The organism is Auritidibacter sp. NML120636, from assembly GCF_003185945.1.
Taxonomy (GTDB): domain Bacteria; phylum Actinomycetota; class Actinomycetes; order Actinomycetales; family Micrococcaceae; genus Auritidibacter; species Auritidibacter ignavus.
This window is the reverse complement of sequence record NZ_QHLO01000010.1, coordinates 1-24,111: the sequence shown is the minus strand read 5'-3', so window position 1 is coordinate 24,111 and position 24,111 is coordinate 1. Positions and strand designations below refer to the sequence as shown.

The window sequence follows — 24,111 nt, the reverse complement described above, 5'->3', positions numbered from 1 at the left end:
AATACCCCCTCAGGTTAGAAAGCCAGTGTGGTGTCGACCGCATCCAGAATGCGGTCGAGATCCGGGATGTGGTCGTGCTCGATCTGCGAGGGCGGATACGGGATGTGCCATCCGCCTACCCGGGCGATCGGTGCTTGCAGGTAGTAGAAGCACCGTTGGGTCAGCCGGGCCGCGATTTCACCGCCGAGCCCACCAAACACGGAGGCTTCGTGGGCTACCACCATCCGGGTTGTGCGCTTCAGGGAGGCTTCCAGAGTGTCAAAGTCGATCGGTGATAGCGAGCGCAGATCCACCACCTCGATGCTGATTCCTTCAGCTTCGGCGGCTTCGGCAGCGGCCAGTCCGACCGCGGTCATCGCGCCCCAAACCACCAAGGTGAGATCTGTGCCTTCTTTGGCCACCACGGCCTTCCATGGGTCGGCTGCGTGACCGGGATCGGAGAAGTCGACGATACTGCGGGCGAAGTAGCGACGCTTGGGCTCAAAGAGCATCACCGGGTCGTGGCTACGAATTCCAGCCCGAGTCAGCCAGTAGGCGTCGTGGGCCGTGGAATAGGTCAGGATCCGCAACCCAGCGGTATGAGTGAACAGGGCCTCCGGTGATTCACCGTGGTGTTCCACAGACCCGATCCCGCCACCGTAGGGTAGTCGGATGGTGACCGGAACCTGTTGGGCCCCATCCATACGGGCATGGAGTTTGGCCAGCTGGGAGGTGATCTGGTCAAAGCCCGGGTAGACGAACCCATCGAATTGGATTTCGGCCACAGGACGGTAACCAGCTAGCGCCAGCCCGATCGAGGTGCCAATAATCCCGGATTCGGTCAGCGGCGAATCCACCACCCGGTCGCCACCAAATTCGGCTTTCAAGCCCTCGGTGACACGGTAGACCCCACCGAGTGAGCCGATATCTTCGCCTTGCAGTAGCACCTTGTCGTCGCTGGCGAGTTCTTCGGCCAGGGCCTGGTTGATGGCTTGACCAATGGTCAGTTTCTTCGTCGCGGTCTCGGCGGTAGTGCTCATCGTTCACCGCCGTTCGCGACGGGTTCGTCAGCAAAGCCGGCGTGGTACTGACGGTATTCAGCTAGTTCTTCATCAATCAACGGGTGTGGCTCCGCGTAAGTGTTCTGCATGAACTCTTCGAGGGTCAACGTGTTCTCTGGCGCCATCGCCAAGACCATGTCGCGCAATTGATTGGCTTGTGCATCGGCATCCGTGGCAATCTGTTCGAAGAAATCGTCGTCGACCTTATATTGCCGTCGCAAATAAGCTTCTGTGCGTCTCAGCGGATCCAACCGGGCGTAGGCATCTTCCTCGTCCTTGGTCCGGTACTTGGTGGGATCATCAGCAGTGGTGTGGGCCCCGCGCCGGTAGGTGTGCGCCTCAATCAAAACCGGGCCCTTGCCGGAACGAATGCGTTCGGCAGCCCACTGGGTGACGGCAAACATCGCGATAGGGTCATTACCGTCAACGTTGATGCCTTCGAAGCCGTAGCCGGCTGCGCGGGTGGAAATCGGTACCCGTGATTGGACGTTAAAAGGCACAGAAATAGCCCACCGATTGTTCTGGCAGAAGAACAGGGTGGGCGTGTTTTGCGATGCGGCATAGACCATACCGGCATGGACGTCACCTTCCGAGGAGGTGCCGTCCCCGAAGCAGGCCAGCGTTACCGGGGGGCGATGTTTTAGATCAGCACCCTGCCATTTGGCGTGATCGAGTTTGGTGCCCCAGGAGTACCCCACGGCTTGGGGAACTTGGGTGCCCAACACGATGGTGTAGGGGTGAATGTTGAAGTCGCGAGAATCCCACCCGGAGTTTTTGGCACCACGGAAGAACGTGAGCATATCGCGCACGGGAACTCCGCGATGGAAAGCCATCACATGCTCACGGTAGGTGGGGAAAATGTGGTCGGTGTCATCCAGAGCAAAGACTGCCCCAGCTTGGGCAGCTTCTTGACCGAAGCAGGAGGCCCAGAGTACCAGCTCGCCTTGACGTTGCAGGCTGGTGGCCTCGTTATCGATTCTGCGGGTCGTTGCCATCAGCTGGTAGAGCTGCTGGAGTTGTTCCTGATTGAGGTGATCCGCGTGGGACTGGAATCGATCCGCAGTGTGGGAGGGCTGATAGATTCCATCCGGGTCGAGGAATTGGACAGTGTCGGCAGGTAGGTCAGCGGGGATCTTCTCTGACCCATCATCACCGACGGGGACAATAGAGGTTCTCTCGGTCATGGCAAGGTCCTTCCTGGTCGTCATCGCGTTGGAATGGGTGTCTCCAACACGTGAGAACTATCACTAATCTACCAGGAGAACCGCGAAATCATGCCGGACAGTTGTATAATGCTCCGCCGGTTGCGGGGGCGACTTACCGAGAGACGTTGAAGAACTCTGCCACCATCTGTAACAACCGCTCATTGGCTTCAGCTTCACCAATGGTGACGCGCACGCCTTCTTGTCCGAATCCGCGCACGGACAAGCCCCACGTCGCGGCCTTCTGTACGAATTCCGGGGTGCGTTCGCGAAGGTCCAGCCAGAAGAAGTTTGCTGAGCTTTCGGGTACCTGAATACCCATGGCGTGCAGCTCACTCAACACCCAACGACGCTGTTGCTGGACGATGGCCACCCGCTTATGCACCTGGTCGAGGTTCTGCAAAGAAGTGATCGCGGCGGTTTCGGCGATGGTGGAGGTTGCAAACGGGGTAGCCATCACGCGCACGTGGGGCATCAGGTCCGGATGCACCAGCGCATAGCCGATCCGAAGATTGGCCAGCCCGTGAGCTTTGGAGAAGGTTCGCACCACGGCCGCATTGGGGTAGCGGGCAAAGAATTCCAGGCCATTGACGGCCTGGGGGTCCTCGATAAATTCCACGTAGGCTTCGTCGAGGACCACGAGAACATCAGCGGGAACCTTGGCCATGAATTCATCGACCTCGGCGGTGGTCAGCACCGGGCCGGTGGGGTTATTGGGGCTACACAGCATGATCATCCGCGTTGCCGGGGTGAGTGCGTCGGCCATGGCCTGCAGGTCGTGACGACCGTCGGCTAGCAACGGGACCCGAATATCTTGGGCGCCTGCCGAGAGCACGACAATCGGGTAAGCCTCAAAGGAACGCCACGGGATGATGACCTCGTCACGGGTCCCGTCGGCGCTGGTGCCCGCCAGAGTGGACACCAACTGGGTGAGCGCACCCAGCGATCCGGCGCCGATCACGATGTCGTCGGGGTCAACGTCCAGGGTCGCTCCCAGTTCCTGGCGCAGAGCGGTGTACATCGTGTCCGGATAGCGGTTGAGAATCTCACCGGCAGGTCGCTCGTGGTCCTCGGTCGGTGCGGCGCTGAACAGTTCGGCCAGCTTGTCGATCACCGCTGGCACCGGGGCGTAGGGGTTCTCGTTGGACGAGAGCTTATAGGAACGCAAGCCCGGCACCTCCCCCGAGGGTTTCCCGGCAACATAGGCGGGCAGCTCGTTCAACACGGCGCGGGGGTAAACTCCGTTTGTGGTGTCAGGCTGCTGAGCCTGGTGGTGGTCGCGGGGCGCGGAAGATTCAGGGACATTCATAAAAACCATCGTATCGTTGAATGGTGCTCACCACATTTTCACCTTCGTGTGCCACGATGAGGACATGAGATTCTTGCTCAACACCGCTGTTACCGCGGTGGCTGTGTGGCTTGCCACCTGGCTACTACCCGGAATGTATTTCGTCGGCGCCAGTTCGACCGGGGAGGAAATCCTTGGACTCCTCGGTGTCTCGGTCATCTTCGGCGTGGTGAACGCCGTGATTGGCCCGTTTCTGCGGGTGCTCTCGCTGCCGGTCACCTGCCTGACATTGGGGTTATTCACTCTGGTGATCAACGCTGTGTTGTTGTGGCTGAGCACGTGGATCTCTCAGATTTTCCCGGTGCACCTAGAAATTGATGAGTTCTGGTTTACCGCCATTTTCGCCGCCATTATCATCTCCTTGGCCTCAGCCATTATGCAGCGAGTGCTCGCAGCGCTGTTTCCGCCAGCCGAAGCCTAAGGCACCGGCCTGTTAGGAGGGCAACGGTGGCATGCTGATCCGGGGCGGTCCTAATGGGCTCGTGGTGGGGCCTAGGGTCCGACTGTTCTTTCCCACGTCTTGCATAACAGAGTGGGCACCCTCTGCGATCCGGTCTAACGGATTACGGGGTACTCCGGGATCGCGACGCTGGAGCGAATAGGTTTTGGTGGCCACCGCCCCAGTGGTGATTCCAGACAGATGTTGCAGCTGATGTTCCAGTTGCCCCCGAACCACCGGATCCGCCACTGCGTCCCGAGTCATTTCCTCCAGGTTGTGCCAGCTGTGCCCGGCACCGAACGCCCCGGATTCATCCGGGTCTGCCCCCGCAGGGAGATCTTCCAGGATCACTCGGGAATGGTTCACTCCCCCATCGGGTACCGGGCCGCTGAGCGCGGTCGCCCGGTCTCTGATGTGCTGAAACCCGAGATAAATAGTGTCTGGATCGTGGTCGACGTGGTGGTCCGGTGCACCGTAGGTGACAACCGCCTTCACATCGTAGACGTCAGTGATCTTGGGGTTGGTCGCCACCGTTGAGGCATGCATACCGCCTTGGGAATAGCCGCTGAAGATCACCTTCGCCCCCTCGGGCACCCCAGCTTCTGCAAGAATCTCGACGGTGGCATCAGCGACGTGTTGAGACCCTAAGGTCATCCCTTCTCGCATGCCAGTGGCGCCCCAGGCATTTTCTTCAAATCCGAAATCTTGAAGTAGTTGTTGGGGGTTGAACAGCTCGTCAGGGTCTGAGATGTCCAGGTCATCAAATTGTGACCCCGGGTAGCTGACCGTATAAACCTCCTCGCCACTGTCAAGAGTGATCCTGCCAACCTGCATGGATGATTCTCCAGCATTTTCGGGGAAGGATCCTTCCTGGTGCTTCAGCAACCACGCAATACTGCCATCCGCCCGTCCAGCCTCGGCCCACCCTTGGGCATCGGTGTCACCTTTCGTGGTGTTTGTGGTGTCATACCGGCCGACTCGCAAAAGTCCCGCCGTGCCAACCACGCCTCCGGCCAGCATCCACAATGCTTCAGTCTGGGAGAGCTCCGGGTTGTCGGTTATCAGTTTCAAACCGGCTTCAGTGACATTGGCTACTGTGCCAAGAGCAAGGCCACCGGCCGGACCAAAACCAACGTGGAGCAGGTTTAATACCGCTTCGGGCCCGTCTTCGAGTAAGCGGGCTAGGTCTTCGGTGCGGATATCTTGGCCGGTCACCAGATCCCCCAACATTCGTGTTCCGGACACCGCCAGCATTAAGGAAGACATCTGCTCTTCGACCACGCGTTCTGCCTGACGGTATCCTGCCACAGCGAAATCCACGCCCTCAGCTAAGCCGTAGGATTCAGTGGCCAGCCAGGCCAGTCCTGAACTCACCTCGACAGCACGGGCCCGTACCTGGGCTCCTGAAGGAACGGTCAATGTTGCGAAACTCAGCGCACCACTCCATGCAGTAGCTTTTGCCCCCAGTACCCCGGCACGCACTGCAATGTCTTTCAAGAATTGACTACCACGTTCCAGTTCTTCAAGATTGCCCTGGATTGACGAGGCTCCACCCACCACCGAGGCCATCAGCACACTCCCGTCGCAATATCAGCGACCGTGGACCGGGCCGCGTTCAGAGCATCCCGGGCCTGGGCCGCCTGGACCCGTAGCTCGTCGATTCCCTTCCGGCCCGCCTGTTTCATGGCAAGCGCCGAGTCAGAGATATCCCGGGTCTTCGCCTCGGTACGTCGGGTCTTGTCTTTGAACGCTTCCCCGGCCTTCGAGTGCCAGTCCAGGCCACCGATATCGCGGAGTCGGGAGGCCAGTTGCTCAATTTCTGCCTGAACCGCCTGAACTTCGTCCACGACCGTTTCCAGTGCCAGGGTGGCTTTCTCGATGGCAGCCACTCCCAGGTCTCCCACCCCGGGTCCCTCCGACCACTGCTGAATGTGGGGGGCCACATGCGTGCAATACGCTCCGGTGGCGGTTTCAATCAGTGTCATCTCGCGCCTTTCGTCTCCTGCGTCATCTCATATCTCATCGAATCAACGTATCGACGAATTCAGCGTAGGAAGCACCCACGTTCTCCACCGTCTTCTCGGGCCAACAGTGGATAACCGTTGCAAACCTTCAAGCCTGTGGACCGGGCGGGAAAACGTGCAAAAATAGAAAAATGACCTCCACTGATTCTTCACTCGCGACCACCGATTCTGCACGTCGTTCTTTGGCTGACGCCGGGGCAGTGCTCGGACCCCTGGATGGCCGGTATCGGTCATCCGTTTCGGAGCTCACCGAGCATCTTTCCGAGGCGGCACTGAATAGAAATCGTGTGGTGGTGGAGGTCGAGTGGTTCATTCACCTGTGTGAACTTCAGGTCCTGCCTGGTCTGGACCAGCTCTCCGCCGACCAGAAGCACGAGTTACGCCGGCTGTACACCGAGTTCGACGCTGCCTCGATCGCCGAACTGGCTGAGTTTGAGGCCACCACCGTCCACGACGTCAAAGCCGTGGAATACTTCATCTCCGCCCATCTGAAAGACATGGGACTGCAGCGGCTGTCTTCGCTGGTGCACTTCGCCTGCACCAGCGAAGACATCAATAACCTCGCCTATGCCCTGGGTATTCGCGATGCGATCCACCAGGTCTGGATCCCGCGAGCGCAAGAAACGATCGACACGATCGCCGAGCTCGCACAAGGGTGCCAACACACCCCGATGCTCTCACGCACCCATGGCCAGCCGGCAACCCCGACCACCCTGGGCAAAGAATTGGCGGTGTTTGTCCACCGCCTGCAACGCCAGCTGGATCGCATCTCCCGCCAGCAATACCTGGGCAAGATTAATGGCGCCACCGGCACTTACGCCGCCCACCACGTGGCTGTCCCCCACGCCAACTGGCCGGTGATTGCTCAGTCCTTTGTGGAAAGCTTAGGGCTGAGCTTTAATCCCCTGACTACGCAGATCGAATCCCACGACTACCAGGCAGAGCTCTACGATGATCTCAGCCGGTTCAACCAGATCCTGCACGGGTTCTGCCAGGACGTGTGGTCCTATATCTCCATCGGCTATTTCACCCAGGTCCCGGTTGCCGGGGCGACCGGGTCCTCGACCATGCCGCATAAGGTCAATCCGATCCGTTTCGAAAATGCCGAGGCCAACTGCGAGTTGTCCAATGCCATCCTGCACACACTGGGTCAGACCCTGATCGAGTCCCGGTGGCAACGCGACCTGACCGACTCCACCTCCCAACGCAATATCGGGGTGGGGCTGGGCCACTCGGTGCTGGCCCTGTCCAACGTCACTCGCGGGCTGGGGCAACTCACCGTCGCCGAACAGGTGCTGGCCGCGGACCTGGATAACAACTGGGAAGTACTCGGTGAGGCCATCCAGACCGTGATGCGCGCTGAAGCCATTGCCGGCACCAAAGGCATGGAACAACCCTACGAACGGCTCAAAGAACTCACCCGCGGTCAGCGGGTGACCCCCGAGCGGATGCGAGAGTTTGTCCGGTCCTTGGGGCTGAGTTCCCAGGCCGAGGAGCAGCTACTGAAGCTCACCCCCGCGACCTACACCGGGGTGGCCGCACAATTGGCGGCCGAAACGCTTGAGGGACGTCGCTAACGCGAAGCCTCACCAGTGTGTTAGCGTCATTCATCCTGGCCCAGACCGACCCAGACGATATCCAGGACCAACAGCCCCGCGGGATCGATGAATTCCCGGAACCCACGGAGCAGATGCCAGACTCTTCGGTGGACTATCTGCCCGATATTGTCTATTTTGCCGACCTATCCGGGGTGTTCTTCTTCGCGGTCTCCGGTGCACTGCTGGCCTCCCGGCGTGGTTTCGACATCATCGGCTCGGCGCTGCTGGCAGCGCTGACCGGACTGGGTGGCGGTGTGGTCCGCGATGTGATCATTAACGCTGGGGTCCCCAATGCGTTCGCTTCCCCGTCCTACATGATCCCGGTGGCCCTGGCGGTCTTGCTGGTGTATATCCGAGTCATTGACTCAGACCGGCTCCGACGCACGATCCTGGTGTTTGATGCCGGAGGACTCGCTGTGTTTTGCGTGGTCGGTACCCTGATCGCCACCGATGCGGGGCTACCGATCGTCTCGGCAACACTGTTGGGCGCTGCCACCGCGGTCTTTGGCGGGCTCTTACGCGATGTGGTGGCCAACCAGATCCCGGCCATCTTCAACCCCCACGATATTTATGCCATCCCGGCGGTCTCCGGCGCTGCGGTGGTGGCGATTTTGAACGCCTTGGATGTCTACGAGCCACTCTGGGGTGCCGTGACTGCCGTGGCGGTGTTTAGTTTCCGGCTCGTGGCCTTGCGATTTAAGTGGCATGCTCCCAGCGCGGCCTTTGGCGGGACCTTCGCCTGGCCCTGGCAACGTCTCGATCCCAAGCCTGACGATGAAGAGGATTTAGCCGAGGAGTTGGAGGATGAACTCGACGAGCTTGATGGTCTCGATGACGATCCAGGTTCTGACTCGGATGATTCAGATTCCGATCACGGCCCCGACAAATTCTAGGGTGTGTGCCCGGTGTCATAAACAGGCCGTTTTCTGGGGGCTGACGTTGAGCATTGATAAGTGACGGCCATGCTTGAACAACGTCGTGAGGGCCTGTCTGCTGGCGCCCACCAAGCCCTGGTCGCACCGCTGTTCTGCCCCGGCGGGGAGGCCCCTGCCACGCTGGGTGCGTTCGCCACTTTTGCGGTGGGATGTATTGCCCGTCGGTTGGGAGGGTTGATCGTTGGTCATGTTGGCGACCACTACGGCCGTCGCCCCGCATTGTTGCTGACCGTCATGGTCATGGGTGTGGCTACCGCCGGCATCGGGCTCTCCGGGGCCACCACGCTGGTAGCCGAATTTGTTCCCCAAAACGGCGTGGACTGTTCACCTCATTCGTCGTGGGCAGGCCTGCGGCCGGTATCGCCCTGGCGACACTGGCGTTCCTGGCGGTTTTCATCCGCCAACGGCTGGAAGAAACACCCGAGTACTTAGAGGCACGTGACCGCACCGAAGAACGAGAGGACCAGCAGCGTGCTCCGGTCTCACGACTGTTCCGCCACCATTTGCACGGATTGGTCACCGGGTTTTTGATGATGACCGGCCACAATGCCGTCAACTATACCTTGGCGGTGTTTGCCATCTCGCCGATGACCTTCCAACAGGTCGGGCTCTCCCGCCCGGCCGCCCGGGGCGCGATGATCGGCTCGGTCACCGCTTTTGCGATCCTGCTCGGTTTGGCCTCGGTTCTGCGTGGCTCGCCGTGCTGGCCGTAGCGACCGGCGACGGCCTGGTCATCACCTTCACCTCGGGAGGCCAAGGTGCTTTCCTAACCGGTTGTTGCCTGCTGTCACTGGTGGCCGTGGTGTTCGCTCCCCGCGCTCAGCACCGAGGGCCGTATCGGCAGGGTACTAGTCTTCGTGGTCGTTGAGCATGTGCGCTCCACGGTTGGTGAGTGCGAAAATCAAATCGTCCTGGGTCACCTGGGTCGCGCCACGTAGCACTGCGGCCTTGGCGGCGTCCTGGGCGGCCAGCACCAGTTCGGCGTGGCTGAGTCCGGGCATGTATTGGCCGTACACGTCGGCCTCATTGACCGTGACGTCCGGAGCCAGGTTACCCAGTTCATTGCGCATCACCTGGACCGCCACCCGCGGGTCTGGTAGTGAAAAGTTCAGCACGACGTCGAAGTGGCGGAACATGTACCGTTCCAGCGCTTCCCGCCGGTTGGTGGCCGCCAGCGCGATGGAGCCGGGCTGAATCTCGTCCAAAAACATCATGAACGCCCGGAACACGCCACGGTCCCGGGCGTCGCGGTGTTCGATGGCGACGACGCCGAACATGTCGAATAAGAAGATCGCGTTGCGTTGCGTGAGTTTTTTGAATACGCCCCGCAAGGACCGAACATCCTCATCTTCGGAGTAGGCAGCCAACAGCGAGTCCAACCAGACGGTGACCAGTGGCAACCCCAGTTCTGAGGCCAAAATTTTGGCGGTAGCGGTTTTACCAGTCCCGGCCGGGCCTTCTAAGAGCACCCGGTAGGCTGGGTAGAGGCCGGCTTCTTTGAGTTCTTCTTCCGAACGGTGCTCGGCAATCAGTTGCCGGAGCCGTTCGATGAGGTCGTCAGAGATGATCAGATCATCCAGATGTCCTTTGGGGCGGGTGACCTCAATATATTCGGTCAGGTCCGAATCAACCAACGCGTCGGTGTATTCGGCGTCGAGGTCTTCGTCTTCGCTGGCTTTCTCACCGGTGGCAGCATTGACCGCGTTGTGAATCTCTTGGGCGGAGTTGCGTCGCCCGTCGCGTAGCTCGCGGGTAGCAACGTCGCGGGCCACCGCATAGAAGCTTTCGTCGTCGCCGGCAGCGTGGTTGGCGACTAAGGCAGAAATGTCGTGGCTTAGCCCTGACATGGAGAAATCAGTCCCTTAGATCATGTAGTGTGACATACCCATCATAGTCGGGTTGTCTAGGAGGCCACGGCGCTGGCCATCTGCGTCAGCTCTTGGGACATCGGCTGATGGAGACGCCAGATGATGGTCATCGGTTTCGCGCCTTCGTAGGACACCAGGTCAGCGGTGCCGAGACAGACGAAGGCTCGGGTGCCGATGACATCGGTGGGAGAATGCCGGGCAAACAACATCGTATGGGTCCCGTTCTCAGCTTTGCCCTTGTAGCGTTTCCCGGCTGGTGAATCGGGACCGACTTTACTCTGAGACTCCCAGTGGAACAGCTCGGGACTGATCGCGTAATCCCGGTACATCGTGGTCGGGGAAAAATCACGTTCGGATTTGTGCAGGTTAATCAGTAACGCATCGGTCCCAAAAGCCTCCGAGTACTGGACACCCTCAACGTGGGAGGCTCGAGGTTTTTCCCAGCTGGAGACATCCAAGGCAGCCAAGATTTCTTCGCGGCGGTAACTGGCCCGGGCTACTAGGGGCACCTGTTCCCCCAGGGCGGTGGTGGCGGGAACGATCCGGGCGGTGGCGAGATTGTGCTCAAAAATCTGCTCAATTTCGTCCACTAGGATCTTTTGGTTCCGTAGCCAGTCGAACGCGTGGTCATAGGAGGCGAACGTGTCGTCCTTCTGGTAAGGATGCAGGAAAGAGAAGTAGAACATCCGCGCCCAGCGTTGTTCTGGCTCGGTCAGTACCTCGTATCTGAAGGGTTCGTGGATGAGCTCGCGGTAGATTTTCACCCGCTGTTCGTCATTGACGTGCAAGAGACGAAAGGCTCCGAAGCTTGTGGTGAGGTCTTCGTCAGTCACCGGTGCGTCGTCGCCTGCCACCTCGGCACGGATGGAGGTCCACGACCGTTTGGAGCCAGCCGAGCGGTAGATGTCCTCGATGGTGCGGTCTGCCTCCGTGAGGTAGTGATGGAGTGTATAGCGCCAAATGTTCCGGGTCCCCAGATGTTCCCGCACGTCTTGAATCACAGCGTTTTTGGTGCTGGAGGTGTTTTTCTTCAGATTGTCGAGAATCCGGTCGCTAGCGATCTGGTCGAGGACGATCTGGGTGCCAGCAGGCAGGTAGGGAAAACCGTGTTCGACATCCTTGACGAGTCTGCGACGACCCGAGCCGGTCAAAGCGCGGAACTTGCGGTCCATGCGGAATTTTTCGTGCTGTTGCCCGATCAGGTCCAGCACTGTGAGCACGTTCTTCTCGGGGCCACGGCGCAGACCACGACCCAGTTGCTGGAGAAAAATCACCGGTGACTCAGTCGGACGTAGGAAGACCACCGTGTTGACCTCGGGGATGTCCACACCCTCGTTGAAGACATCCACGGTGAAGATCATCTTCAGCACGCCCGTAGTGAGCTGTTCCACATACAGCCGGCGTTTGTCACTCGGGGTTCCTCCGGTAATCGCCTGAGCCGCAATTCCGATCTGGTTAAATCGGGTGGCCATGAACTCGGCGTGTTGCACGTCGACACAGAATCCCAGCGCCTTCATGTGGCTCAGGTCGGTGAGCTTATCACGCAGTGCTTTAACCACCAGGCGCACGCGTGCGTCATTGCCGGTGTAGAGGTTACTGAGTTCGGTTTCGTCGTAATGGCCTCGTGTCCACCGCAGCCGGCTGAGGTTCAACTCGTCGAGGTCGGCGATGCCGAAGTAGTGGAAGGGAACCAAAATATCTGATTCCAATGCGTCCCACAGTCGCATTTCGGTCGCGATGCGGTGATCAAAGAAGGCCGCCACATTGACGCCATCAGCACGTTCGGGGGTGGCCGTGAGTCCCAGGAGTTGTCGAGGCTGGAAGTAATTCAGCAGACGCCGGTAGGTCGGTGCTTGGGCGTGGTGGAACTCATCGATGATGATCACGTCGAAATGCTCCGGATCAATGCGGGTGATGACCTCATCGTGAAGTGATTGTACGGAGGCGAAGACGTGGCTCCAGGTCCGTGGGCTCGCTCCATCGACCAGGAGCTCTCCGAAGGACCCGTCGGCCAAGATCTCCTGGAAAGTCCGCCGGGATTGGCGCAAGATTTCCTGGCGGTGGGCAACGAATAATAGCCGTGGTGGATCATGGCGCCAGGGGTTCTGCGGGTCGGGTGTTTGCGCGAGATTCCGGTAGTCGAGTCCGGCCACCACGGTCTTGCCGGTGCCGGTGGCTGCCACGACGAGGTTTTTATTTCGGCCGTGTTCGGCTCGTTCGGCGGCCAATTGTTCAAGCATGATGACCTGGTGCGGATAAGGGCGCACCTCCAGTCCGCTGATATCAGTAGCCACGTCATCGCCGACGGTCATGGTCACGGTGGGGCCGTCATGTCGGTTTTCTACCAGCGCACGCTCCAGTCGGTCGCCATCGTGTTCGGGGTCGTAGGGCTCAAACTCGGCACTGGCCCAGAAGGTTTCGAAGGTCGCTTGGAATTTGTCCATCACCGCCGGGGTGGCGATCTGGGAGAGGCGAACGTTCCATTCCAACCCGTCGAGCATGGCCGCCCGGGAAAGATTCGAGGACCCCACATAGGCGGTCGAGAATCCCGAATACCGATGGAACAACCAGGCTTTGGCGTGTAACCGGGTACTGGTGGTCTGATAGCTGATTCTGACCTCGGCCCCGAATTTTTTGACGAGCCGGTCGATCGCTACTCGTTCTGAGGCACCGATGTAGGTGGTGGTCAGCACACGGAACGTGGCTCCGCGATTTTTGAGTCTGGTCAGTTCTGCTTCGAAAAGCCGCAACCCGGACCACTTCACGAACGACATCAGCAGGTCGACGCGATCGGCCGTATCAAGCTCGGAACGAATCTCGGCTCCGATCTGTGGTTCGCCCTCTCGGCTGTGGGTCAGCAATCCGGCCTCGGATAATGGTGTTTCTGGACGCACCAGGCGGTACGCTGAGTTGTCGCTCACGCGATGGGTGGTGCTGTGGTCGCTGAGTTCCGCACTGACCAGGTCGAGTAGCTGTTGCGCCCGTGGTTTTGACTCCGGGGCGGGAAGAAGCTGGTCGGCGGCGAACTCGTCTCCGAGCACGCCGATCACGCGCTCGGCTAGGGCAAGGCGTTTTTTAGTGGTGTCGCAGTGCTCGAGCGCGCGCTGGATGAGTCCGGAAAGATACTGGGCCAGCTGGGAGTTTTCCTCCCCAGTAGCCACCGGGCGGATAGAGGCCTCGACGGTCCCGTCAGCCAGGCGTTGGTCCAATTGGCTCTGTCGGCGGTGGGTAAGTAGCGCCTCGTAGGCTCCGAGGGGAAGAGGCATTTCAGATTGGTCGGGGCGCTGGCGACTCATACCGAAAATACTATAAGGTGCAGCTGTTTCTGCACATAGTTGCCGCGTGGGCGGAGGTGGTTAAAAATCACGTGGTGGCCGGAACCAGCATATTGGGTTCCAGCCACCACGAGGGCGACAGTGTCACGCCACAGCGCGAGCAAGCAACTTAGGCGAAGGCACCGTGTCCGGTCAGGTCACGACCGATCAGCAGGGCCTGCACCGACTCGGTGCCTTCATAGGTGTGAATACCTTCAATGTCAGCCATGTGGCGGATGACACCGTGCTCGAGCTTGATGCCGTTGCCACCCATCAAGTCGCGGGCGTCAGCGGCAATCCGCCGAGCGGTGCGGGTGTTGTTGTACTTGGCCAGCGATGCCTGGGTGGGACGAAGGATGCCGTTAGCTTCCAAGTTGGCCAGTTGCACGCAGTAGAGTTGCATGCTCACCAATTCGGAGAGCATCCGGGTCAGGCGCTCTTGAACCATCTGGTGTTTGGCCAACACCTTGCCAAACTGCTTGCGCTGGGTGGCATATGCCAGAGCAGCTTCAAAACATCCGGTGGCGTGACCCAGTGCTGACCAGGCGACACCGGCACGGGTTGCATACAGTACCTTGGAGACGTCTTTGAAATTGTGCATATCTGGAAGCACCGCATCAGCGGGCAAATGCACGTCGTCGAGCCAGATATCGGCCTGGTCGATACCGCGCAACGACCCTTTGTAGCGGATCGGTGTGGCCGAGTAGCCTTCGGTTTCCTGTGGGACGATAAAGCCACGCACCTTGCCGTGGTCTTCTGCACCTTCGGAGTTGACTCGGGCAAAGATGAAGGTGATGCCCCCGGCAGCGCCGTTACCAATCCAGCGCTTCGAGCCACGAAGCACCCAGGAGCCGTCTTGTTGGCGGGTGGCTTGGGTTTCCAGACCGGCCGAGTCGGAGCCGTGATCGGGTTCGGTCAGACCAAACGCCCCCGGAATCTCGACCGTGGCTAGGGGCTTGAGATATTTTGCTTTCTGTTCTTCAGAACCGAAGTAAACCAGGGTTCGCAGTGCCAGCCCACCCTGGACTGCCAGGATGGTGCCCAGCGATCCGTCAACACGGGAGAGCTCCATATTGACCAGACCGGTGGCCAGCGGAGAGAATTTTTCCAGGTCGGGGTGGTCGAGCCCGTCGCTGAGCAGACCTGCTTTGCCGAGCCCCTGGGCGATCGAGACCGAGTATTCGTGCTTATTCCATCCATCAGCCAGTTGCTCAGCGACGGATTCAGCATAATCGCGGGCGCGCAACCACACCGCACGATCTTCGTCGGGGATATCGGAGAAGACCTGATAGTAGTCAACATCGAGGGCATCGGTCACGTGGTAGTCGGGCTCAGTACGGCCTGGAAAAGTGTTCTCTGTCATACTCACATGCTACCGCTGTTCACGGTTGCGATTGATTGTTGTCTAGAGCACACCGCGGCTATTGCGCGCTGTGGGGTTGAATCGTGATGCAAAAGAACCGAAAAATGACACCATTTTGACAGAAACACTAGACATTCAGGGCGCGACCTAGTGAAATATTTTCAAACAAATGTGAACTAGGACACTATTGCTACGTGCTGTGGCAAGACCGGATCGTCAGGAAGAGATAAAGGATCAGTCAATGCGAATACCGGCGAAGGACTTGGACCTGAGAAATATTGAGCAACTCATCGAAGTGAATGCAGGCAATCGCACCGTCACCGGAACATTGAGTTGCCTCATCCGTACTCCCTACGCCATTGAGCTGGTCATTGGTGGCTCCGAAAAGGTCACCGTCGGCTTCGAGGATGAGGTCGATATTTATCGGGGAACACTGCTGGCCCACTTGGTCCGTCGCGAGAAGCTGGAACAAGAAAACGGGGGCATCCTCTCCGAACAGGATCTGCAGGACATCGAGTCCATGCTGGACCCATTATTTGAGTTACTCACCGGCGCCCGGGCAGGCTGTCAACCGCCCCCTGATCAGCCGAGCTCGACGGCTTCGGATGGCACCACCGGTCCGCACCCGGTCAGCGCTACAGTGCTACCGACTAAGAAAGCCCGGTCGCTCTATCCGACCCCGTTGGAAATCGCCAACCAACGCTAATCTAGGCGTTGTCGGCCGCCAGCTGACCGCAGGCCCCGTCAATTTCTTGACCACGGGTGTCACGCAAGGTGGTCGGTACCCCGGCTTCATTGAGTCGGCGTACGAACTCGTCGGTGATTTCGGGTTCCGAAGCCGTCCAAATTGAGCCGGGAGTGGGGTTGAGCGGAATCGGGTTGACGTGCACCCATCCGTGTCCGCGGGCATTGAGTTTCTTCGCCAGCAAGTCGGCGCGCCAGGCGTGATCATTCATATCTTTGATCAGCGCGTACTCGATGGAGACACGACGACCGGTGGCCTTGTAGTAGTTATAGGCAGCATCGATGGCCTCATCGGCCGACCAGCGCGAGTTGACCGGCACTAGCTCGTCACGCAACTGGTCATCCGGGGCGTGCAGGCTCAAGGCGAAGGTCACCGGAATGCCTTCGGCGGCCAAACGGTTGATCGCAGGCACCAGGCCCACGGTGGAAACGGTGATGTTTCGAGCCGACATCCCCAATCCGGCGGGGCTGGGCTCGACCATGCGGCGGACCGCGGCGATGACGCGTTTGTAGTTGGCCAGGGGTTCCCCCATGCCCATGAAGACGACGTTGGTGGCCCGTTCTGCCTCACCGGATTCATGGTGGGTTCGTCCACCCAATCCGCCGTTGGCGATGAAGCGATTGGCATGCACGATCTGATCCACGATCTCAGCGGCGGACATATTGCGAGTCAAGCCGTTCTGCCCGGTGGCGCAGAAGGGGCAGTTCATGCCACAGCCAGCTTGCGATGAGACGCACAGGGTAATCCGGCCCGGGTAGCGCATCAGCACGGACTCGACCAGGGCACCGTCAAAAAGCCGCCAGAGAAACTTCACGGTGTCACCGTTTTCGGTGGTGAGTTTCCGAACTTCAGTCAGCAACGGTGGAAAAAATTCGGCAACCAGCTCGGCACGGGATCCGGCGGGCAAGTCGGTCATCTGCTCCGGATCGGTGGTGTAGTGGGTGAAGTAATGGGTCGAGAGCTGCTTGGCCCGGAATGTCGGGTAGCCCAACTCAACCAACTTGGCCTCACGTTCGTCCAGGCTCAAATCCGCCAGATGTGTCTGGGGTTGAGCGACTTTGGGCCGTTGCTTGAACTGCAACAACGGACGCCCGTCAGGCCCGGTCTGTTGGACCCATCCTTCGGTCTGGGGTCGCACCTGGGGACGGTTGTTATCGGTCCGACGCGGGCTAAACTCGCTGGGCGCACCGTATCCGTGCCGTTTAAGGCGAGCGCGATCCTCGGCGAGTTCCCGCGCCTCAGTTTCGTCCATCAGTGCCCGCTTCGGCGGATTCAGGCGCGTTCGACCTGCGCGATCGGTCTCGCGCTTCACGGGGCGGGTACCTGGCTGGCGTGGGGTATAACGTTGCGACATAACGCTTTAATTATCGCATGATTACCGCACCCACGGTCTACAAACCGACCATCCAGACATCATGACTTGTGGTGTGATTTCTGAAGTTTATACACCGGCGTGTCCAGCCCTTCATAGCGGGCCTTCAGCTGGATCGCCAGGTATTTGGAATAGTGCCTGGACTGATGCAGATTACCGCCATGGATCCAGAGGTTTTTCACGTTAGTGGGTTTCCACATATTGCGAAGTTCTCCCTCCCAAGGACCGGGATCCCTTTTGGTATCGGAGCCATAACCCCAGCATTTCCCCACGGTGTCAGCAACTTCCGGGGAGATAATGTCGGCCAGCCATTCGTTCATAGAGCCGAAGCCAGTGGCATAAACCACGAGATCCGCGGGCAACTCCGTGCCATCGGCGAGTACGACCGAGTGCTCCGTAAGGTGATCCACCTGCCCGTTGCGCAGGCTCACCTCACCATCAATGATCAGTTGTGAAGCTCCGACGTCAATGTAGTATCCGGAACCACGTCGTAGGTACTTCAGGAACAGTCCTGAGCCATCCTCGCCAAAGTCGATGCTAAAGTCCGCATCTTCCAATGCCTGGTAAAACTCCGCATTCTCCTCGCGCATTTGTTCAAAAGCCGGGCGTTGAACATCCGGCAGAATTCGGTAAGGCCAGGAAGCGAATAGCCTGTCGGCCCGGTCTGTATCGATTCCTGCCTCCACTGCATCTTCGGAGTACAGGGGTCCGAGCGCGAGCTTCATAAGTGAATGACTGGGCGAGATGTGTGTGGAGGAACGCTGAACCATCGTCACGTTCGCGCCGTGCTCCCAGAGGCTGGCACAAATGTCGTGCGCGGAGTTGTTAGATCCAATCACCACCGCACGCTTGCCCGCGTAAGCCTCACCACCACGGTGCTGAGAGGAATGATGTTGCTCGCCGGCGAATTCAGCCTGGCCGGGGAACACTGGAGTATGTGGGTATCCGGAGACACCCAGCGCGAAGACCAGGTGCGTGGGGTAGAGGGTGACCTCTTCGCCGTTGCGGTCCACCCGGACCTCCCAGCGTTGCGTTTCTTTGTGCCACTGCGCATTTGTGCAGGTAGTGCTGGACCAGTAATTCAGCTCCATGAGATCCACATAGTACTTAAGCCAGTCTGCGACCTTGTCTTTGGACGGGAAGACCGGCCAGTTGTCGGGGAAAATCATATAGGGCATGTGGTCGTACCACACAGGGTCATGCAGGTGTAGAGACTTATAGCGGTTACGCCATGCATCTCCCGGAGACTCGTAACGATCGACGACCAAAGTGGGCACCTGAAGATTCTCCAAGCGTGATGCCAACCCGATGCCGCCTTGGCCTCCCCCAACGATCAACGTATAGGGCTGCTCAGTTACCCCGAGTGTTTGCTCGCGCTCTTGACGAGTTTCGAGCCATGTCTTGCGTCCTTTAGTGATGCGATGGCTTACTCCTTGCGGGCGACGGCGACCCACCCGTTCTTCGAACCCGCGAAGTTCCTCGAGAATAGTCAGTAATGTCCAGGCGACGTTGTTACGGATCCGCACAATCGCCTCCCCTCTCCCAGCATCGGTCTCAAAGCTTAGCCACGCGGTGGTAACTCCATCCTCGGTGACCGGTTCCTCAGTAATGCGCCAATTGCGTGGTGATGCCTGCTCCAGGGTCGCAGCGACGAGCTCCCTGATGTGCTCGTGCCCTTCAGCAGTGTAGAGATTCCAGGTAAACGCCACGAAGTCTCGCCAAAAACCGTCTGGCTCAAATACCTCTACCACCTGTTCGGCGTTATGGGAGTCCAAAGCTTCCGAGAAGCTTTGAAGCCAGTTTTCGGCGATGGCAATAGCTGATTCCTGAACTGATGTATGCACCTGACGGGTGTTTTCGTTTGTCATGGTTTTCTCCTCGAATTCGTCGTCTTATACCAGTCCGCGACAGACATCTCTCAACACACCGTGCAGACTGATATAGTGACATCAATCACATTGATGCTCCGAGGTTAACACCTAGGGGGTTACATGCCGGTTACAGAAACCAAAGGAGAACTCACCGCTGCATGGGCCCGATGCGCTCAACTGGGCCTTTCTCGCGACTTACAGGAACCAGCTTTGGTCCACAGCGACAATGATGTCCAGTTGCAACGGCTCCGCAGTGGCCTATCGGACATTGCTACTCCGCTGTGGGAAGCGTTTTCAATGTGCAGCTCTCACGAGCAGGTCATGATTCTGACCGACTCGTTCGGAACCGTGTTGTGGAGATACGGCACCTCGAAGATGCTCAACCAGGCAGACCGGATTGGCTTCGTGGAGGGCGCAGGTTGGTCCGAACCCAGTGTGGGAACCAATGCCATTTCCCAGGCACTAAGGACACAAACAGCATCACTCGTCTCCGGGGAACAGCACTTTGCCTATAGCCACCAGAGATTTAGTTGTATGGCGGCCCCCATAACCTGTCCCAGATCAGGGTCTGTCATCGGAATTCTCGATATCACCGGCCCGTGCACGACCATCAGCGAAGATATCACCGCCATGGTTCAGTTCAGCGCCGGCCTGGCAACCGGTTTACTCCGGTCGCAATTAGAAGAAGCTTCGGAAGCTAACCTAGTCCGTCTCAGGTTGCTTGGTTCTCAGCCCGCAGTCTCCGTGCCTGGGCGGGGATGGACGCAAATACCCTTGCGCGGGGCAGAGGTTCTCGCAATGTTGGAGTCACGCCGGCGCGGGTGGTCGGCAGCGGAACTGACCGGTGAACTTTATGGGGATTTCGGACTACCCGGAACTATAAGGACGGAGATGCACAGACTCAGAAAAGTGCTCGGTGATGCGTTGCTGTCCCAGCCCTACCGGTTTGCCGAAGATGTCGTGGTTACATCCGACGTTAGTAAAGTTGAGCAACTTCTGAGCGAGGAAGATCTTGATGGAGTCCTCGATCTTTATACCCAACCACTACTAGCGCACTCGGCCAATGAGCGGATTTTGCAGTGGCGGGCCTGGCTGGATCAACACGTCGAACAGCTCGTGCGCTCAGCAGGTACTAAGTCACAACAGATTCGGTGGCGCCGAACCGAAATGGCATTCCAAGACCAAGACCTCTAGCCGAAGTCCCGGAGCGTTCGAGACCGAAAGTACTCAAGCATCGTACTGAGTGAGCCCAAAAGCTTCTCTTCTGCCAGCTGACTTCGGCAATACAGCCTTGATGGTCGTCCCGGTAGGCAACACGAGAAACAAGGGATCAGTCATCGCCCATCGACGCAATAACTGTGGCCGGAGGAGTATTCTCGCTCAGCCACCGTTCCTCCCACGTCCGGGAGCAGACCCACGGCCGAGCATCCTGCCTAACAGTGAGCACATTCCGTTCAACCGCAAATGCCCGGTTCTGGAATTCATCCCGCTAACCAGCCTGTTGCGCCATCGGAATCAGAATTACGCTCCTGAGACGAATCACAGTGGTAGATCTAGCCACCGTGGTGCCTGTGCCTGGAACTCTTCGGCACCAAGGCTATGGCCGACCGCCGCCGGTATCGCCCCGAGTAACGGGGCAATCGTTGAAAGCGCCTGGCGGTTGTCGACATCGACCGGTAGGGCAGGATCAGGCCAGGAACCAATGATGATCCCGCTGACCTCGACGCCACGATGAGAGAGCGCTTCGGCGGTCAGCGCGGTGTGATTAAGTGTGCCCAACCGTGAACGGGCGACGATGATAGCACTGACGTCTCCGTCTAAGTCGACCGCTAAGGCTCGGGCGAGATCGGCCAGCGTGTGGCCACCGAAGTCGACAAGCACACCACCGGCACCCTCGATGAGGACATGGTCAGCTTCAGTCCGTGTGGCCAGTGCACGGATCAGGGCAGCGTGTTCATCAACGGTCGGTAACGAGACTTCCTCGGCCCTGGCGGCCGGTACCGGCGCCATCGGCAATCGCAGGGTCACGTGGGTGAAGGTTTCGATGCCGGCAAGCCGGGCGACGATCTGTGCATCGGATTCGGTGACGACATCGGAATACTGCGCCTCGAGCACGGCGCGTTCGGGATCGTCGGGGCGAATATGACCGGTCTGGACCGGCTTGACCATCATCACTCGTCGCCCGGTGGCAGACAGCCTTGCAGCCAGCGCAGCTGTCGTGATGGTCTTGCCGACCCCCGTGTCGGTACCCGTGACAAACACGTACCGGGGCATCATGAGTCGGCCGCCCGGGTACCAGAGGACGCTGATAAGGCGCAGGCGCGGATAATCGCCTGGATGCGCGTGCAGGCACGTTCCAGTTCCGCGTCACTGAGACCGGCGCGTGCTGTAGACCGCACTCGCGTGATGCCATCGGGGACTGAAGGAGGCCGGAAACACCCCACGAGGATGCCCTCTTCGCGGAGCAATTCTCGAGCTCCCACCCCGGATTCGGGTGTCGGCATCGGCACCGAGAGCACCGCACCGGCCGGGACCGGTACCTCGAGCGCGGCGGCGAGCTGAGCTCGAGCCGTTGCCATATCGGCCACACGGTCGGGGGTCATGAGCTCGAGCGCGGCATGGGCTGCAGCGGCATTAGCCGGGGCCAGGCCGGTGTCGAAGATAAACGAGCGGGCGGTGTTGATTGTGGCATCGCGGACGAGCTCGCTACCCAGCAGAGCACCACCCTGAGAACCGAGGGCCTTCGACAGCGTCGCGGTGACTACCAGACGGTCGCGGTGCGCGCTGAGTTGGGCGGTAGCACCGAATCCGGTGTGCTCACCGGTACCAGCGATACCCAGCCCGTGGGCCTCATCGACAAGGAGCATGGCATCATACCGGGCGCACAAATCGAGCAGTGTCTCAAGGTCCGCGGCATCGCCGAGGACGGAGTAGATCGATTCGACGATCACAAGCGCCTCAGGGTGAGCCCGTTCAGCCAGAGCGGTCTCAACAGCTGCCGTATCGTTGTGTGCCACGATATGCACGGGCGCCTTTGTCAACCGGCACGCATCGATGAGCGAGGCATGATTATGCGCGTCGGAGATGATGAGCGTGTTGGGACCAGCCAATGTTGTGACAGCCGCCATGTTGGCCATATAGCCACTTGAGAAGGTCACACAGGCGGGGTGTCGCAGGCGCTGGGCCAGGGCGGCTTCCAAGGCATGATGCGCGCCTGTCGTCCCGGTGACAAGACGGGATGCGCGTGCCGAGGTGCCGAACTCCTCAACCGCGGCTACCGCGGCAGCGTGAACCTTTGGGTGGCGAGAGAGACTGAGGTAGTCGTTCGACGCGAGGTCGAGACCGGCGAGCGCTGAGTCGCTACGGTCCATATTGGCCGTGACACGACGATCACTGGCGACTGCAAGGCGAGCAGTGATCGCGTTCATGATGCCGACTCCTGGGAATGTGCCTCGGCCGCAGCGACCATTGCCTGCGTCATTCTATCGACCATCTCGGCCGTGGAAATATAGGGTGGCATCGTGTAGATGTGGCGCCGGAAGGGTCGGAGCCATGTCCCGTGTTCGGCCGCAACGCGGGTGGTCAGGCCGATGTCGACAGGCCGGTTGAGTTCGATAACACCAATTCCGCCAGTTACGCGCGCCCCAGTGACGACCGGCAACTCCCGGGCCGGCGCAAGACCGGCCTCCAGCGCCGGGGAGATGCGTTCGATCGCCGGTTGCCACCCGCTGGTTTCATCGCCGAAGAGCAGCCCCAGGGAGGCGTTCGCGGCCGCACAGGCAAGGGGATTGGCCATGAATGTCGGGCCGTGCATGAGCGCGCGATATGAGGAGCGGGTAATAACCTCGGCAATCGGACCGCTACACAGAAGAGCCGCCATGGATACATATCCCCCGGTGAGAGCCTTACCTAGACACATGACATCGGGGGTAATCCCGGCAACCTGCGAAGCGAAAGCGCTACCAGTCCGCCCAAAGCCGGTGGCTATTTCATCGGCGATGAGCACTGCGTCAATGTCATCGGCCAATCGTCGCAGAGCCTGCAGTGCCGCCGGATGGTAAGGTCGCATTCCTCCCGCGCCCTGGAACAGGGGCTCAACAATAACGCCGGCCAGCTTGCCCGCAGAGGTATCCACGAGGTTTTCTGCCTCACGAACCCATGCCTGCACCTCGGCCGCGGGTGCCTCAGGGAGTGGAGGTTGGGCGAGGAAGATGTTTTCAGCTAGGAGGGAGGCGAAATCCGCGTGCATGCCACCGACCGGGTCGCAGACACTCATCGCCCCGGTCGTGTCGCCGTGGTAGGCGCCTTCAAGAGCAAGGAAAGTACCGCGTTCTCGCCCGCGGGCACGCTGGTACTGAATCGCCAGCTTGAGGGCGACTTCGACGGAGACCGACCCGGAATCAGCCAGGAACACGTGATCGAGCCCGGCCGGGGTGACCTCGACGAGGCGTTCAGCCAATTCCACGGCAGGGTCGTGGGTCAGTCCGCCAAACATCACGTGGGAGAAACGCCCGATCTGCTGGGTCAGCGCCGCATCCATCACCGGGTTCCGGTAGCCGTGGACGACCGACCACCACGAGCTCATTCCATCAAGGAGCCGATGTCTGGTGCCTGCAGCATCCACCAGGTTGACGTAGGGCCCCTCGGCACCGGTTACCGAAAAGTGTGCACCAGCATCGAGCGGGCCGTACGGGTGCCACAGCAACCCAGTATCCCGCTGCAATGTACTGTCCTGAGCCCCAGGTACAGGTTCAGACATGGCGGACCTGGTCCGTAGCGACACCGCGAGCATCACTGGGGTGTGACGAAGATCTAAACATCTTCTTATTATTGAACACTGTTCAGTTGGGTGCCAAATCGACACGCCCGTTACATTCATTTGTAGGTCCTCATCAGAGGATCTGGTCGCTGGTCCTGGTATGGTTTTTTTGCCCTGTCATCGATGATCCGGGGGGTGTTGCCGCCAGGAGTCCAGGACGCGCGTTGACTGCT

At 59.5% G+C, this 24,111-nt stretch carries 20 protein-coding genes; 7 read left to right on the top strand and 13 right to left on the bottom strand.

Annotation, left to right across the window (positions count from 1 at the left end):
• Nucleotides 1–14: 14 nt before the first annotated feature.
• The 3 genes from DCC25_RS08970 to DCC25_RS08960 form a co-directional block, all read right to left on the bottom strand.
• Entirely contained in the window at nt 15–1,019 is a 1,005-nt protein-coding gene (locus DCC25_RS08970) for an alpha-ketoacid dehydrogenase subunit beta (RefSeq protein ID WP_110098152.1), read from the bottom strand.
• Nucleotides 1,016–2,224, bottom strand: coding sequence for a thiamine pyrophosphate-dependent enzyme (locus DCC25_RS08965; RefSeq protein ID WP_110101417.1), 1,209 nt, complete (start codon nt 2,222–2,224; stop codon nt 1,016–1,018). Before DCC25_RS08965 ends, DCC25_RS08970 begins: the two co-directional genes overlap by 4 nt.
• Before the next feature lie 133 nt (nt 2,225–2,357).
• Nucleotides 2,358–3,551 carry a histidinol-phosphate transaminase gene (locus DCC25_RS08960; protein ID WP_110101450.1) on the bottom strand — a complete coding sequence of 398 codons (1,194 nt, stop codon included), beginning with the start codon at nt 3,549–3,551 and terminating at the stop codon, nt 2,358–2,360.
• A 64-nt stretch (nt 3,552–3,615) separates the two neighbouring features.
• Here DCC25_RS08960 and DCC25_RS08955 point away from each other — a divergent pair, with 64 nt between their 5' ends.
• On the top strand, nt 3,616–4,011 hold the full coding sequence (locus DCC25_RS08955; RefSeq protein ID WP_110098154.1) for a phage holin family protein: 396 nt from the start codon (nt 3,616–3,618) through the stop codon (nt 4,009–4,011).
• A 12-nt stretch (nt 4,012–4,023) separates the two neighbouring features.
• Here DCC25_RS08955 and DCC25_RS08950 read toward each other — a convergent pair whose 3' ends face one another.
• A complete protein-coding gene (locus tag DCC25_RS08950) occupies nt 4,024–5,598 on the bottom strand; it encodes a hypothetical protein (protein WP_110098155.1) in 1,575 nt (524 codons plus the stop codon).
• Nucleotides 5,598–6,014 carry a hypothetical protein gene (locus DCC25_RS08945; protein WP_110098156.1) on the bottom strand — a complete coding sequence of 139 codons (417 nt, stop codon included), beginning with the start codon at nt 6,012–6,014 and terminating at the stop codon, nt 5,598–5,600. Before DCC25_RS08945 ends, DCC25_RS08950 begins: the two co-directional genes overlap by 1 nt.
• 170 nt (nt 6,015–6,184) lie before the next feature.
• On the opposite strand from DCC25_RS08945, the gene purB reads away from it, so the two are divergent.
• The 4 genes from purB (at nt 6,185) to DCC25_RS08930 (ending at nt 9,299) form a co-directional block, all read left to right on the top strand.
• A complete protein-coding gene (gene purB, locus DCC25_RS08940) occupies nt 6,185–7,630 on the top strand; it encodes an adenylosuccinate lyase (protein ID WP_110101415.1) in 1,446 nt (481 codons plus the stop codon).
• A 17-nt stretch (nt 7,631–7,647) separates the two neighbouring features.
• A complete protein-coding gene (locus DCC25_RS08935) occupies nt 7,648–8,544 on the top strand; it encodes a trimeric intracellular cation channel family protein (protein WP_370443923.1) in 897 nt (298 codons plus the stop codon).
• 69 nt (nt 8,545–8,613) lie between these two features.
• Complete coding sequence (locus DCC25_RS11235) at nt 8,614–9,018, top strand: MHS family MFS transporter (protein WP_146206444.1); 405 nt, start codon at nt 8,614–8,616, stop codon at nt 9,016–9,018.
• A complete protein-coding gene (locus DCC25_RS08930; protein WP_110101414.1) occupies nt 8,925–9,299 on the top strand; it encodes a hypothetical protein in 375 nt (124 codons plus the stop codon). Before DCC25_RS11235 ends, DCC25_RS08930 begins: the two co-directional genes overlap by 94 nt.
• A 135-nt stretch (nt 9,300–9,434) precedes the next feature.
• Here DCC25_RS08930 and DCC25_RS08925 read toward each other — a convergent pair whose 3' ends face one another.
• The 3 genes from DCC25_RS08925 to DCC25_RS08915 all read right to left on the bottom strand — a co-directional run bounded on the left by DCC25_RS08925 (nt 9,435) and on the right by DCC25_RS08915 (nt 15,131).
• Nucleotides 9,435–10,433: an AAA family ATPase gene (locus DCC25_RS08925; RefSeq protein ID WP_110101413.1), complete on the bottom strand. Its 999-nt coding sequence runs from the start codon at nt 10,431–10,433 to the stop codon at nt 9,435–9,437.
• Between the two features lie 56 nt (nt 10,434–10,489).
• Nucleotides 10,490–13,750 (bottom strand): DUF3427 domain-containing protein, encoded by a 3,261-nt coding sequence (locus DCC25_RS08920; protein ID WP_233488025.1) that lies wholly within the window; start codon nt 13,748–13,750, stop codon nt 10,490–10,492.
• Between the two features lie 148 nt (nt 13,751–13,898).
• Nucleotides 13,899–15,131, bottom strand: coding sequence for an acyl-CoA dehydrogenase family protein (locus DCC25_RS08915; protein WP_110098161.1), 1,233 nt, complete (start codon nt 15,129–15,131; stop codon nt 13,899–13,901).
• A gap of 241 nt (nt 15,132–15,372) precedes the next feature.
• On the opposite strand from DCC25_RS08915, the gene DCC25_RS08910 reads away from it, so the two are divergent.
• A complete protein-coding gene (locus DCC25_RS08910; protein ID WP_110098162.1) occupies nt 15,373–15,837 on the top strand; it encodes a hypothetical protein in 465 nt (154 codons plus the stop codon).
• Nucleotide 15,838: 1 nt separating this feature from the next.
• Here the strand turns inward: DCC25_RS08910 and rlmN are convergent, their stop codons facing one another.
• Complete coding sequence (rlmN, locus tag DCC25_RS08905; RefSeq protein WP_110101412.1) at nt 15,839–17,230, bottom strand: 23S rRNA (adenine(2503)-C(2))-methyltransferase RlmN; 1,392 nt, start codon at nt 17,228–17,230, stop codon at nt 15,839–15,841.
• A gap of 59 nt (nt 17,231–17,289) precedes the next feature.
• Entirely contained in the window at nt 17,290–19,116 is a 1,827-nt protein-coding gene (locus DCC25_RS08900; RefSeq protein ID WP_110101411.1) for an NAD(P)/FAD-dependent oxidoreductase, read from the bottom strand.
• Between the two features lie 123 nt (nt 19,117–19,239).
• Between DCC25_RS08900 and DCC25_RS08895 the strand changes: the two genes are divergently transcribed.
• Nucleotides 19,240–20,313, top strand: coding sequence for a helix-turn-helix domain-containing protein (locus tag DCC25_RS08895; RefSeq protein WP_110101410.1), 1,074 nt, complete (start codon nt 19,240–19,242; stop codon nt 20,311–20,313).
• Between the two features lie 345 nt (nt 20,314–20,658).
• Here the strand turns inward: DCC25_RS08895 and bioD are convergent, their stop codons facing one another.
• From bioD to bioA, 3 genes are read right to left on the bottom strand one after another with little or no spacing between them, the layout of a single operon-like run.
• Nucleotides 20,659–21,396 carry a dethiobiotin synthase gene (gene bioD, locus DCC25_RS08890; protein WP_199445909.1) on the bottom strand — a complete coding sequence of 246 codons (738 nt, stop codon included), beginning with the start codon at nt 21,394–21,396 and terminating at the stop codon, nt 20,659–20,661.
• A complete protein-coding gene (locus tag DCC25_RS08885) occupies nt 21,393–22,547 on the bottom strand; it encodes an aminotransferase class I/II-fold pyridoxal phosphate-dependent enzyme (protein ID WP_110101408.1) in 1,155 nt (384 codons plus the stop codon). Before DCC25_RS08885 ends, bioD begins: the two co-directional genes overlap by 4 nt.
• Nucleotides 22,544–23,878, bottom strand: coding sequence for an adenosylmethionine--8-amino-7-oxononanoate transaminase (gene bioA / locus DCC25_RS08880; RefSeq protein WP_110101448.1), 1,335 nt, complete (start codon nt 23,876–23,878; stop codon nt 22,544–22,546). Before bioA ends, DCC25_RS08885 begins: the two co-directional genes overlap by 4 nt.
• Nucleotides 23,879–24,111 lie beyond the last annotated feature (233 nt).

What these genes read in the sequence shown, in the direction of transcription:
- DCC25_RS08900 (WP_110101411.1), bottom strand. Translation starts at nt 19,116, where the DNA reads ATGACAAACGAAAACACCCGTCAGGTGCATACATCAGTTCAGGAATCA.
- rlmN (WP_110101412.1), bottom strand. Translation starts at nt 17,230, where the DNA reads ATGTCGCAACGTTATACCCCACGCCAGCCAGGTACCCGCCCCGTGAAG.
- DCC25_RS08965 (WP_110101417.1), bottom strand. Translation starts at nt 2,224, where the DNA reads ATGACCGAGAGAACCTCTATTGTCCCCGTCGGTGATGATGGGTCAGAG.
- purB (WP_110101415.1), top strand. Translation starts at nt 6,185, where the DNA reads ATGACCTCCACTGATTCTTCACTCGCGACCACCGATTCTGCACGTCGT.
- DCC25_RS08945 (WP_110098156.1), bottom strand. Translation starts at nt 6,014, where the DNA reads ATGACACTGATTGAAACCGCCACCGGAGCGTATTGCACGCATGTGGCC.
- DCC25_RS08925 (WP_110101413.1), bottom strand. Translation starts at nt 10,433, where the DNA reads ATGTCAGGGCTAAGCCACGACATTTCTGCCTTAGTCGCCAACCACGCT.
- DCC25_RS08970 (WP_110098152.1), bottom strand. Translation starts at nt 1,019, where the DNA reads ATGAGCACTACCGCCGAGACCGCGACGAAGAAACTGACCATTGGTCAA.
- DCC25_RS11235 (WP_146206444.1), top strand. Translation starts at nt 8,614, where the DNA reads ATGCTTGAACAACGTCGTGAGGGCCTGTCTGCTGGCGCCCACCAAGCC.
- DCC25_RS08920 (WP_233488025.1), bottom strand. Translation starts at nt 13,750, where the DNA reads ATGAGTCGCCAGCGCCCCGACCAATCTGAAATGCCTCTTCCCCTCGGA.
- DCC25_RS08915 (WP_110098161.1), bottom strand. Translation starts at nt 15,131, where the DNA reads ATGACAGAGAACACTTTTCCAGGCCGTACTGAGCCCGACTACCACGTG.
- DCC25_RS08885 (WP_110101408.1), bottom strand. Translation starts at nt 22,547, where the DNA reads ATGAACGCGATCACTGCTCGCCTTGCAGTCGCCAGTGATCGTCGTGTC.
- DCC25_RS08955 (WP_110098154.1), top strand. Translation starts at nt 3,616, where the DNA reads ATGAGATTCTTGCTCAACACCGCTGTTACCGCGGTGGCTGTGTGGCTT.
- DCC25_RS08895 (WP_110101410.1), top strand. Translation starts at nt 19,240, where the DNA reads ATGCCGGTTACAGAAACCAAAGGAGAACTCACCGCTGCATGGGCCCGA.
- DCC25_RS08910 (WP_110098162.1), top strand. Translation starts at nt 15,373, where the DNA reads ATGCGAATACCGGCGAAGGACTTGGACCTGAGAAATATTGAGCAACTC.
- DCC25_RS08950 (WP_110098155.1), bottom strand. Translation starts at nt 5,598, where the DNA reads ATGGCCTCGGTGGTGGGTGGAGCCTCGTCAATCCAGGGCAATCTTGAA.
- bioD (WP_199445909.1), bottom strand. Translation starts at nt 21,396, where the DNA reads ATGATGCCCCGGTACGTGTTTGTCACGGGTACCGACACGGGGGTCGGC.
- DCC25_RS08960 (WP_110101450.1), bottom strand. Translation starts at nt 3,551, where the DNA reads ATGAATGTCCCTGAATCTTCCGCGCCCCGCGACCACCACCAGGCTCAG.
- bioA (WP_110101448.1), bottom strand. Translation starts at nt 23,878, where the DNA reads ATGTCTGAACCTGTACCTGGGGCTCAGGACAGTACATTGCAGCGGGAT.